The sequence below is a fragment of the Piscinibacter sp. genome, from assembly GCF_050175855.1.
Lineage (GTDB): Bacteria > Pseudomonadota > Gammaproteobacteria > Burkholderiales > Burkholderiaceae_C > Piscinibacter.
In genome coordinates this window covers 1-10,800 of record NZ_JBFXIO010000156.1, presented here as the reverse complement: position 1 = coordinate 10,800, position 10,800 = coordinate 1, and the positions used below count along the sequence as shown (strand labels likewise).

The following is a 10,800-nucleotide window of genomic DNA, read 5'->3' as shown; positions in this document are numbered from 1 at the left end:
GGCCTGGGCACGGGCGATCCACGGTGCGAGTCCGCGCTGGGATGGAATTCGGTACGTGTCGCGGCAAATGAACAAGGGGTTTGCCTACGCCATCTTCGAGCGCAGCGGGCTCCGCAAGCTGCGCGCCGAGAAGCTCAAGGCTCGGCAGGTGGATGACCTCTGCGATCGGTTCAACGTCACCGCGGTCTGAGGGCACTGCCGTCCGAACCCGAAGGTCGGCAACCTGGCATACACCGGCCGTTCGTCGGCGAAAACCGGTCGGCTCCACTCGGCCACAAGCGGTCCTAGCCGTGGTGCTCGAGCTTCTTCGTCCGGAGCGCCGGCGAAGGTCCACTTTCCGGCGACGAATCTGAGTGCCGCTTCGGCTCGACCAGGACATCTGCTGACACTGGGTTTCGCCGATTGAAGAACCTCCGCACAGAGCTCGAACGCGTGCTGATCAACTGCGCGGGAAGTTCACTGACCAATGATGCGTTTGGTGGCTCACGCCGAAGGACACTGTTCGCGACCAAGTCGGTCACCGGCTCGGCACTTCGCGCGACACCGAACTCGACCGGGTTGCCCATCAACCGCGCGATTGGGTTGCCGCGCAGCGCCGGAATCCGGCCATGACTGCCCCCGGGAAGCCCATTGTCAGGCGACGCCCAGAAGGGTGGTCACAGGTAGGTTGACCACTTCAGTGCAACAAGAGGCACGATCGCGATTGCATTTGGCCCCGCCAAGCACCCGCCGATCCACACGCGCCTGGGACCGCAGCCCCGAACACTGGGCGATGGCCATCGACGCCTTCACATCCCGGCGTAGTTCGGCCCGCCGCCGCCTTCCGGCGCGACCCAGACGATGTTCTGCGTCGGGTCCTTGATGTCGCAGGTCTTGCAGTGCACGCAGTTCTGCGCGTTGATCTGCAGGCGCTGACCTGCCGAGGCCTCGTCGTCGACGAACTCGTACACGCCGGCCGGGCAATAGCGGCTCTCGGGACCCGCGTATTGCGCGAGGTTGACCGCCACCGGCACCGACGCATCCTTCAGCGTCAGGTGGGCCGGCTGGTTCTCCTCGTGGTTGGTGTTGCTGATGAAGACCGAGCTCAGGCGGTCGAAGGTCAACCGGCCATCGGGCTTGGGGTAGTCGATCTTCTCGCACGCCGACGCCGGCCACAGGCGGGCGTGGTCGGGCGTGTGGCGGCGCACCGTCCAGGGCGGGCTCTGGAAGCCCAGCTTGGGCAGCAGCCACTGCTCCACGCCAGTCATCACGGCGCCGACGGTGTTGCCCTTCTTGAACCACTGCTTGAAGTTGCGGCTGGCGTCCAGCTCGGCGTGCAGCCAGCTCTTGGCAAACGCGTCCGGGTAGGCGCTCAACTCGTCGGCGCTGCGCCCGGCGGCCAGCGCCGGGGCGATGGCCTCGGCGGCCAGCATGCCGGTCTTGATCGCGGCGTGGCTGCCCTTGATGCGCGCGGCGTTCAGCGTGCCGGCGTCGCAGCCCACCAGGCAGCCGCCGGGGAAGACCAGCTTGGGCAGGCTCAGCAGCCCGCCGGCGGTGATGACGCGCGCGCCGTAGCCGATGCGCTTGCCGCCTTCGATGTGGGCCCGGATCGACGGATGCGTCTTCCAGCGCTGCATCTCCTCGAAGGGGCTGATCCAGGGGTTGATGTAGTCCAGCCCGGTGACGAAGCCGAGCGTTACCTGGCGGCCGGCCATGTGGTACAGGAAGCCGCCGCCGTAGGTGTGCTCGTCCATCGGCCAGCCGGCGGTGTGCACGACGTGGCCGGGCCGGGCCTGCGCCTCGGGCACCTCCCACAGCTCCTTGACGCCGATGGCATAGGTCTGCGGGTCGCGCCCTTCGTCAAGCTGGAAGCGGGCGATCAGCTGCTTGCCCAGCTGGCCGCGCGCCCCCTCGGCGAAGACGGTGAACTTGCCGAGCAGTTCCATGCCGAGCTGGAAGCCGCCGTGCGGCTGGCCGTCCTTGCCGACGCCGAGGTTGCCCGTGGCCACGCCGCGCACGGCGCCCGCATCGTCGTAGAGCACCTCGGCCGCCGCGAAGCCGGGGAAGATCTCCACGCCCAGCGCCTCGGCCTGTTCGGCCAGCCACTTCGTCACCGCGCCCAGGCTGATGACGAAATTGCCGTCGTTGTGCAGGCAGGCCGGCACCAGCCAGTCGGGGGTGCGCATGGCGCCGCGGGCGTTCAGGAACAGCACTTCGTCACCGGTCACCGGCTGCAGCAGTGGGGCCCCCTGCGCCTGCCAGTCGGGCAGCAGCTCCGTCAGTGCACGCGGATCCATCACCGCGCCGGACAGGATGTGCGCGCCCGGCTCCGAGCCCTTCTCCAGCACCACGACCGACAGGTCAGCGCTCAGCTGCTTGAGACGGATCGCCGTGGCCAGGCCGGCCGGGCCGGCGCCGACGACCACCACGTCGTACTCCATCGATTCGCGCGGGCCGTGCTGCGCAACGATCTGTTCAGTGTTCATGGTTCACCTGTGGCGCCGATCCCGAGGCCGGCGCGCGCTACGACCAGCTGACGACGGCGCAGAACATGTAGCCGGCGCCGTAGACGGTCTTGATCATCCTGGGGTTGTGCGGATCGGACTCCAGACGCCGACGCAGGCGCGAGATGCGCACATCGATGCTGCGGTCCATGGGAGACAGGTCGCGCGTGCCCATCAGCTGCTCGCGCGTGAGGATCTGGTTGGGGCGTTCGAGAAAGGTGCGCAGCACCTGCGCCTCGGCCGTGCCCAGCACCTGCTCGCCGTCGTCCTGGCCGCGCAGGGTGTTGGCGGCACAGTCCAGCGTCCAGTCGCCGAAGCGGGCATAGCGGCGCTGCAGGGCGCCCGCCACCGACGCGCCGCCGCCGCGGCGGCGCAGGATGCTGCGCACCCGTGCCACCAGCTCGCGCGGCTCGAAGGGCTTGACCACGTAGTCGTCGCCGCCGCCCTCCAACCCCATCACGCGGTCGGCGGTGTAGCCGCGGCCGGTGAGGATCAGCATGCCGCAGTCGCAGCGGCGGGCGATCTCGCGGACCAGCTCGATGCCGTCCATGTCCGGCAGGCCCAGGTCCACGATGCACAGGTCCGGCCGCTCGGTCATCAAGCGCCGCAGCACCGAGGCCCCGTCTCGGAAGGCCTGGGTCGCGAAGTCGAACTCGCCCAGCGTGCGCGTGACCAGGCGCACCACCTCGGGGTCGTCGTCGACGACGAAGACGAGCGCGCGGTGGGGCTCAGTCACGGGCCGGGTGCCGCACCAGGTCGGCCAGCTGCCGCTGGGTGAAGGGCTTGGCCAGCATGGGCACGCCTTCCGGCCCGTTCCCGATCTCGCCGGGCGCGTAGCCGCTCATCAGCGCCACACGGGGCACGCGCCGTGCCAGCGCGTGGCGTGCCACCTCGCGACCGTCCACCGGGCCCGGCATCACGACGTCGGAAAGCAGCAGGTCGATCTGGGGCGTGTGGTCGAGGATGGTCATCGCCTCGGTGCCGTTCTCGGCCTCGACCACGGCGAACCCGAGGTCGATGAGCGATCGCCGCACCACCTTGCGCACGTCGGGGTCGTCTTCCACCAGCAGCGCCAGCGAGCGCCCGGCCACGCGCTCGGCCCCGGCGGCCTCGACCTCGATGTCGGCCCGTTCCGCGCCGGCGGCCACGGGCAGCCACAGCGACACCACGGTCCCGCGCCCGAGCGCGCTGTCGATGTCGATCGCGCCGCCGGACTGGCGCACGAATCCGTAGACCATCGACATGCCCAGGCCGGTGCCGGCGCCGTGGCGCTTGGTGGTGAAGAAGGGCTCGAAGACGCGCGCCCGGGTGGCGGCGTCCATGCCCTGGCCGTCGTCGGCCACGTCGATGCGCACGCAGGGGCCGGGCGTGGCCTGCAGTTCCTCCGCGCGTTCGGGCGTCAGCACGGCCGGCGCGGTGCGCACCGTGACCCGGCTGGCCTTGGCGTCGCGCGCGTTCAGGATCATGTTGACCAGCGCGTCCTGCAACTGGCTGGCGTCCACCCAGGCGCGCAGCGGCTTCTCGCCGGCGTCGACCTCCAGCTTCAGCCCTTCGGGCATCGACCGGCGGAGCAGCTTAACCACCGTGCCCGCGAGCGGCGCGATGTCGGCCGCCCCCGCGTTGAGCGGCTGCCTGCGGGCGAAGCCGAGCAGCGCGCGGATCAGGTCCACGCCACGCCGCGCGGCGGCCAAGGTCGGGTCGACGAAGTCGGCGGCCTGCTCGCCGTCGCCCATGCGCTCGCGCAGCGCGCCCAAGTTGCCGATGATGACCGTCAGCATGTTGTTGAAGTCGTGCGCGATGCCGCCGGTGAGCTGGCCGAGCGCCTCCATCTTCTCGGCCTGCGCCAGCTGCTGCTGCGTGCGGCGCAGCTCGGACATGTCGAAGGTCAGCTCGAAGCAGCCGACCACGGCGCCGTCGGCCGACTTCTCCGGGATGAGCGTCGTGCGCGCCGTGCGGACGCGGCCGTCGACGCAGCGGGCCTCGTACTCGTAGGTCACGGCCTCGCCGGCAAAGGCACGCGTCACGTTGGGCCGGATCGCCTCGTAGGTGGTGTCCCCCAGGAACTCGCGCGCGCTGACACGGTCCAGCCGCCGCGGGTCCAGGCCGAACCAGTCCTGGTAGCCACGGTTGATGTAGCGGTAGGCCTTGCGGTGGTCGAAATAGGCGATCAGCGCCGGGATGCTGTCCGTGATCAGGCGCATCTGCGCCTCGCTCAGCCTCAGCTCGCTCGTGCGTTCGGCCACGCGGCGCTCGAGCTCGGCGGCATGCTCCAGAATCTGCCGCTCGGCGCGCTTCTGTGCCGTGATGTCCGAGTACAGCGTGATGAAGCCGATCCCGGGCACCGGGACGCCACGCACCTTCAGCACCGTGCCGTCCGGGCGCACGCGCTCGAACTCGTGCGACTCGAAGCGCCGCGCCGCCTCCACCCGCTCGGCCACCTGCGCGGCGGCGTCGCCAGGCCCGTACTCGCCGCGGTCGGCGTTGTAGCGTATGAAACCCTCGAACGGCGCCCCCGGGAAGGCCAACGTGTCCGGGAAGTCCAGCAGTCGGAGGAACGACCGGTTCCACGCCAGCAGCCCGAGGTCGTTGTCGATCAAGGTGAAGCCCTGGTCGATCAGGTCCAGCGCCGCCTGCAGCGACCGGTAGCGCTTCAGCGGGTCCTCGATGGGCGAAGAGGGCGTGGACATGGCGGCCAGGTTCGGCGTGATGTCGGGAATTCTAGGAAGCCGGGCGACGCCCCGAGGGGCCACGCAAACATTCGTCACATTGCATCGGAGGTGATGCAAAGGTCGTCTCTCATCCTTGCGTCCGCAGCGGCGACCCCTGATCGCTGCGCACGCCACAGGAGACACCATGGCACTCGCCAATCCGTACGCGATCGGGCTGGACAGGAACGCGGCCAACCACGTGGCCTTGTCGCCCCTGAGCTTCCTCGAACGCGCCGCGCACGTCTACCCGGACCGCATCGCCATCGTCCACGGCGACCTGCGCCAGGACTGGCGCACCACCTACGCCCGTAGCCGCCGCCTGGCCAGTGCCCTGAGCCGGCGTGGCGTCGGCGTCGGCCACACCGTGGCCGCGATGCTGCCCAACACGCCGGCCATGTTCGAGGCGCACTTCGGCGTGCCGATGAGCGGCGCCGTGCTGAACACGCTGAACACCCGGCTCGACCCCGAGGCCATCGCCTTCATGCTGCAGCACGGCGAGGCCAGCGTGCTGCTGACGGACCGCGAGTTCGCGCCCGTCGTCGGCAAGGCGCTGGCGATGCTGGGCGCGCGCCGCCCGCTGGTGGTGGAGGTCGAGGACCTGCTCGCCCCGCCGGGCGAACGCCTCGGCGAGATCACCTACGAGGCGTTGCTGGACGAGGGCGACCCGGCCTTCGCCTGGCAGCTGCCAGCCGACGAGTGGGACGCGATCGCGCTGAACTACACCTCGGGCACCACCGGCAACCCCAAGGGCGTGGTCACGCACCACCGCGGCGCCTACCTCAACGCGGCCAACAACGTCATCGCGTGGAGCCTGCCGCACCACCCCGTGTACCTGTGGACGCTGCCGATGTTCCACTGCAACGGCTGGTGCTTCCCCTGGACGATGGCGCTGGTGGCCGGCACCAGCGTGTGCCTGCGCCGGGTCGACCCGGCGGTGATCTTCCCGCTCGTCCGCGAGCACGGCGTCACGCACATGTGCGGCGCCCCGATCGTCTACAGCATGCTGATCAACGCCCCGGCCGGCCTGCGCGAGGGCATCGCGCACGAGGTGAAGGGCCTGATCGCCGGCGCCGCGCCGCCGGCCGCCGTGATCGAGGGCTGCGAGGCCGCCGGCATCTCGCTGACCCACGTCTACGGGCTGACCGAGGTCTACGGCCCGGCCGCCGTGTGTGCCAAGCAGGCCGCCTGGGACGACCTGCCGGCCGACGAGCGCGCACGTCTGAACGGGCGCCAGGGCGTGACCTACCCGCTGCAGCAGGCCGTCACCGTGCTCGATCCCGAGACGATGCAGCCGGTGCCGGCCGACGGCGAGACCATCGGCGAGATCTTCTTCCGCGGCAACGTGGTGATGAAGGGCTACCTGAAGAACCCGAGCGCCACCGAGGAGGCCTTCGCCGGCGGCTGGTTCCACACCGGCGACCTGGCGGTCATGCACCCGGACGGCTACGTCAAGATCAAGGACCGCAGCAAGGACATCATCATCTCCGGCGGCGAGAACATCTCGTCGATCGAGGTCGAGGACGTCCTGCACCGCCACCCGGCGGTGATGCTGGCCGCCGTGGTCGCGCTGCCCGACGCCAAGTGGGGCGAGGTGCCCTGCGCCTTCATCGAGCTCAAGGCCGGCGCCCAGGCCGACGAGGCCGGCGTCCTCGAGTTCTGCCGCAGCCAGCTCGCGCGCTTCAAGGTGCCCAAGCGGGTGGTCTTCGGCGAGCTGCCCAAGACCTCGACCGGCAAGATCCAGAAGTTTCAGCTGCGCGCGCGGGTCCAGTCCGCCAGCGCGATCGACTGAGGCACCCCGATGAGCGACTACCTCCTCGAGACGCGGGGCCTGACCAAGGAGTTCAAGGGCTTCGCCGCGGTCCAGAACGTGGACCTGAAGATCCAGCGCGGCACCATCCACGCGCTGATCGGACCGAACGGCGCGGGCAAGACCACGGTCTTCAACCTGCTGACCAAGTTCCTGCAGCCCACGCGCGGGACCATCTTCTACGACGGCGTGGACATCACGCGCGACGAGCCGGCCCAGATCGCCCGCCGTGGCGTCGTGCGCTCCTTCCAGATCTCGGCCACCTTCGGCCACATGACGGCGCTGGAGAACGTGCGCGTGGCGCTGCAGCGCCGGCTCGGCACGTCCTACCACTTCTGGCGTGCCGAGCGCTCGCTGCGCGTCCTCGACGACCAGGCGATGGACCTGCTCGAGCAGGTGGATCTGGGCAGCTTTGCGCGCACCCTGGCCGTCGAGATGCCCTACGGGCGCAAGCGCGCGCTGGAGATCGCGACGACGCTGGCGCTCGACCCGGCGCTGATGCTGCTGGACGAACCCACCCAGGGCATGGGCCACGAGGACGTGGACCGCGTCGCCGAGCTCATCAAGCGCGTGGCCGCCAAGCGCACCGTCGCGATGGTGGAGCACAACCTGTCGGTGGTCGAGAAGCTGTGCGACCGCATCACGGTGCTGCAGCGCGGGGAGATCCTGGCCGAAGGGACGTACGCGGAGGTCTCGAACGACCCGCGCGTGCTCGAGGCCTATGTCGGAGTCGAAGCATGAGCACGGTCGCCACCCCCCGCCACGCACGGTCGCATGGGCCCGCGGCACACAAGGCCTGGGGCAACGAGATGCTGCGCGTCGCCGACCTGCACGCCTTCTACGGCGAGTCGCACGTGCTGCATGGCATCGACCTGCACGTCGACGAGGGCGAGCTGATCACGCTGCTGGGCCGCAACGGCTCGGGGCGCTCGACGACGCTCAAGGCCGTGATGGGCCTGGTCGGGCGGCGCAGCGGCTCGATCATGTTCAATGGCAACGAGCTGGTCGGCATGGCGCCGCACCGCGTCGCGCGGCTGGCCGTGGGCTACTGCCCGGAGGAGCGCGGCATCTTCGCCGGCCTGACGACCGAGGAGAACCTGCGCCTGCCCCCCATCGTGCGCTCCGGCGGCCTGACGGTGCAGGAGATCTACGAGATCTTCCCCAACCTGTACGAGCGCCGCCACAGCCCCGGCACCCGGCTGTCCGGCGGCGAGCAGCAGATGCTGGCCATGGCGCGCATCCTGCGCTCCGGCGCACGGCTGCTGCTGCTCGACGAGATCACCGAGGGCCTGGCGCCGGTGATCGTCAAGAAGCTCGGCGAGGTCATTCGGCTGCTCAAGTCGCGCGGCTTCACGATCGTGCTGGTCGAGCAGAACTTCCGTTTCGCGGCCCCGCTGGCGGACCGCCACTACGTGCTCGAGCACGGCCGCGTTGTCATGACCATCGACCAGGCTGAGCTGGCATCCAAGACCGACGAGCTGCATGCGCTGCTCGGCGTGTGACAACGCGCCGCGTCCGCGTCCTACCCCATCCCTCCCCACCGCATCCACAAGGAGACATCCGATGCAACTGCGCCCCATCGCCCTGGCCGTCACCCTCGCCCTCGCCGCCGCCGGCGCCCAAGCCGCCGTGTCCGGCGGCGTCGTCAAGATCGGCGTGCTGACCGACCTGTCCGGAACCTACGCCGACCTGGCCGGCAGCGGCGCCGTGCTGGCCACGCAGATGGCGATCGACGACTTCATCGCCAAGGAGAAGCCGTCGTTCAAGGTCGAGATGCTCACCGCCGACCACCAGAACAAGGCCGACATCGCGTCGAACAAGGCGCGCGAGTGGTTCGAGCGCGAGGGCGTGGACACGGCCACCGAGCTGGTCACGACGTCGGTGGCGCTGGGCGTGATGAAGGTCGCCAAGGAGAAGAACCGCATCGCCTTGATCAGCGGCGCCGCCTCCACCCCCATCACCAACGAGCAGTGCAACGACGTCACGGTGCACTACACCTACGACACCTACGCGCTGGCCAACGGCACTGCCAAGGCGGTGACGCAGCAGGGCGGCAAGAAGTGGTTCTTCCTGACCGCCGACTACGCCTTCGGGCAGGCCCTGGAGAAGGACTCCAGTGCCGTCATCAAGGCCAACGGCGGCCAGGTCGTGGGCTCGGTGCGCCACCCGTTCCCGGGCTCCGACTTCTCGTCCTTCCTGCTGCAGGCCCAGGCCTCGGGCGCGCAGATCATCGGCCTGGCCAACGCGGGCGCGGACACCACCAACGCGATCAAGCAGGCGGCCGAGTTCGGCGTCACGCCCACGCAGTCGCTGGCCGGCCTGCTGATGTTCATCACCGACGTGCACGCGCTCGGCCTGAAGCCGACGCAGAGCATGTACCTGACGACGGGCTTCTACTGGGACCGCAACGACGAGACGCGCGCCTGGTCCAAGCGCTTCTTCGAGAAGCAGAAGAAGATGCCCACGATGGTGCAGGCCGGGCAGTACAGCTCCGTGTACCACTACCTGTCGGCGGTCAAGGCGGGCGACTCGGACGACGCGGCCACGGTGATGGCCAACATGAAGAAGCTGCCGATCAACGACTTCTTCGCCAAGAACGGCAGCATCCGCGACGACGGCCGCATGGTGCACGACATGTACCTGGTGCAGGTCAAGAAGCCGGCCGACTCGAAGTACGCCTGGGACTACTACAGCGTGAAGGCCACGATCCCCGCGGCCGACGCCTTCCAGCCGCTGTCGCAGTCGCGCTGCCCGCTGGTCAAGAAGTAACCGCCGCCGGATGCGGGGCGCCGCCGGGGCGCCCCGCCCATGCGCTCCACCCGGCCGCCGCCCCGCACCTGTCCCGTGCGGGCCGGGCCGGTGCGCTCTGGAAGGACACGCCGCCATGCCGCTCTTCGACATCCCGATCCAGGTCCTGATGGGCCAGCTCATGCTGGGCCTGATCAACGGGTCGTTCTACGCCGTGCTCAGCCTCGGCCTGGCCATCATCTTCGGCCTGCTCAACATCATCAACTTCGCGCACGGCGCGCAGTACATGCTGGGCGCGTTCGTCGCCCTGCTCGCCTTCAACCGCCTGGGCATGAACTACTGGGTGGCGCTGATCGTCGCGCCACTGGTGGTGGGGGCCCTGGGGGTCGTGATCGAGCGCACGATGCTGCGCCGCCTGTACCAGCTCGACCACCTCTACGGCCTGCTGCTGACCTTCGGGCTGTCGCTCATCCTGGAGGGGCTGTTCAAGAACTACTTCGGCGTCTCGGGCGAGAGCTACCCGGTGCCCGAGCAGCTCGCTGGCGGCGTGAACCTGGGCTTCATGTTCCTGCCGATCTACCGCGGCTGGGTGATCGTCGCCTCGCTGGTGGTGTGCCTGGCCGCCTGGTACGTGATCGAGCGGACCTCCCTGGGCGCGACGCTGCGCGCCGCGACGCAGCGGCCGGACCTGGTGCAGGCGCTGGGCATCAACGTGCCGGTGCTGGTCACCGCCACCTACGCGGCCGGCACCGCGTTGGCCGCCTTCGCCGGCGTGCTCGCCGCGCCGGTGGTGCAGGTGAACCCGGTGATGGGGTCCAACCTGATCATCGTGGTGTTCGCCGTCGTCGTGATCGGGGGCATGGGGTCGATCGCCGGCGCCATCCTCACCGGTCTCGGCCTCGGCCTCGTTGAGGGCCTGACCAAGGTCGTCTACCCCGAAGCCTCCGCCGTCGTGATCTTCGTGATCATGATCTTCGTGCTGCTTTTCCGCCCGGCCGGGCTGGTCGGCAAGCAGGCCTGACGCCTGCGAAGGAGACCCCGATGTCCACCGTCA

Annotated in this window: 9 protein-coding genes; 6 read left to right on the top strand and 3 right to left on the bottom strand. The window is 69.5% G+C overall.

Going from position 1 to position 10,800, the window contains the following annotated elements:
* Positions 1-190 (top strand): hypothetical protein (locus tag AB7U92_RS13310; protein ID WP_428577452.1); only part of this gene is annotated, 190 nt, incomplete at its 5' end.
* A 598-nt stretch (positions 191-788) separates the two neighbouring features.
* Here the strand turns inward: AB7U92_RS13310 and AB7U92_RS13305 are convergent.
* Genes AB7U92_RS13305 through AB7U92_RS13295 form a run of 3 tightly spaced genes read right to left on the bottom strand, consistent with a single transcriptional unit; the run spans position 789 to position 5,170 of the window.
* Positions 789-2,465: an electron transfer flavoprotein-ubiquinone oxidoreductase gene (locus AB7U92_RS13305; RefSeq protein ID WP_128199330.1), complete on the bottom strand. Its 1,677-nt coding sequence runs from the start codon at positions 2,463-2,465 to the stop codon at positions 789-791.
* A gap of 37 nt (positions 2,466-2,502) precedes the next feature.
* Positions 2,503-3,219, bottom strand: a complete 717-nt coding sequence (locus tag AB7U92_RS13300) for a response regulator (protein WP_128199329.1) — start codon at positions 3,217-3,219, stop codon at positions 2,503-2,505.
* Positions 3,212-5,170, bottom strand: coding sequence for a PAS-domain containing protein (locus AB7U92_RS13295; protein ID WP_428577449.1), 1,959 nt, complete (start codon positions 5,168-5,170; stop codon positions 3,212-3,214). Before AB7U92_RS13295 ends, AB7U92_RS13300 begins: the two co-directional genes overlap by 8 nt.
* Positions 5,171-5,336: 166 nt before the next feature.
* On the opposite strand from AB7U92_RS13295, the gene AB7U92_RS13290 reads away from it, so the two are divergent.
* The 5 genes from AB7U92_RS13290 to AB7U92_RS13270 all read left to right on the top strand — a co-directional run bounded on the left by AB7U92_RS13290 (position 5,337) and on the right by AB7U92_RS13270 (position 10,767).
* Positions 5,337-6,980 carry an acyl-CoA synthetase gene (locus tag AB7U92_RS13290; RefSeq protein ID WP_128199327.1) on the top strand — a complete coding sequence of 548 codons (1,644 nt, stop codon included), beginning with the start codon at positions 5,337-5,339 and terminating at the stop codon, positions 6,978-6,980.
* A 9-nt stretch (positions 6,981-6,989) separates the two neighbouring features.
* A complete protein-coding gene (locus AB7U92_RS13285) occupies positions 6,990-7,739 on the top strand; it encodes an ABC transporter ATP-binding protein (protein WP_128199326.1) in 750 nt (249 codons plus the stop codon).
* 68 nt (positions 7,740-7,807) lie between these two features.
* Positions 7,808-8,500 carry an ABC transporter ATP-binding protein gene (locus AB7U92_RS13280; RefSeq protein WP_199232331.1) on the top strand — a complete coding sequence of 231 codons (693 nt, stop codon included), beginning with the start codon at positions 7,808-7,810 and terminating at the stop codon, positions 8,498-8,500.
* A 61-nt stretch (positions 8,501-8,561) separates the two neighbouring features.
* Positions 8,562-9,767, top strand: a complete 1,206-nt coding sequence (locus AB7U92_RS13275; protein WP_128199324.1) for an ABC transporter substrate-binding protein — start codon at positions 8,562-8,564, stop codon at positions 9,765-9,767.
* A gap of 115 nt (positions 9,768-9,882) precedes the next feature.
* The gene (locus AB7U92_RS13270; protein WP_428577446.1) at positions 9,883-10,767 is read left to right on the top strand and encodes a branched-chain amino acid ABC transporter permease; all 885 of its coding nucleotides are present in this window, start codon (positions 9,883-9,885) and stop codon (positions 10,765-10,767) included.
* The last annotated feature ends 33 nt before the right edge of the window (positions 10,768-10,800 follow it).

What these genes read in the sequence shown, in the direction of transcription:
- AB7U92_RS13285 (WP_128199326.1), top strand. Translation starts at nt 6,990, where the DNA reads ATGAGCGACTACCTCCTCGAGACGCGGGGCCTGACCAAGGAGTTCAAG.
- AB7U92_RS13275 (WP_128199324.1), top strand. Translation starts at nt 8,562, where the DNA reads ATGCAACTGCGCCCCATCGCCCTGGCCGTCACCCTCGCCCTCGCCGCC.
- AB7U92_RS13290 (WP_128199327.1), top strand. Translation starts at nt 5,337, where the DNA reads ATGGCACTCGCCAATCCGTACGCGATCGGGCTGGACAGGAACGCGGCC.
- AB7U92_RS13305 (WP_128199330.1), bottom strand. Translation starts at nt 2,465, where the DNA reads ATGAACACTGAACAGATCGTTGCGCAGCACGGCCCGCGCGAATCGATG.
- AB7U92_RS13270 (WP_428577446.1), top strand. Translation starts at nt 9,883, where the DNA reads ATGCCGCTCTTCGACATCCCGATCCAGGTCCTGATGGGCCAGCTCATG.
- AB7U92_RS13280 (WP_199232331.1), top strand. Translation starts at nt 7,808, where the DNA reads ATGCTGCGCGTCGCCGACCTGCACGCCTTCTACGGCGAGTCGCACGTG.
- AB7U92_RS13295 (WP_428577449.1), bottom strand. Translation starts at nt 5,170, where the DNA reads ATGTCCACGCCCTCTTCGCCCATCGAGGACCCGCTGAAGCGCTACCGG.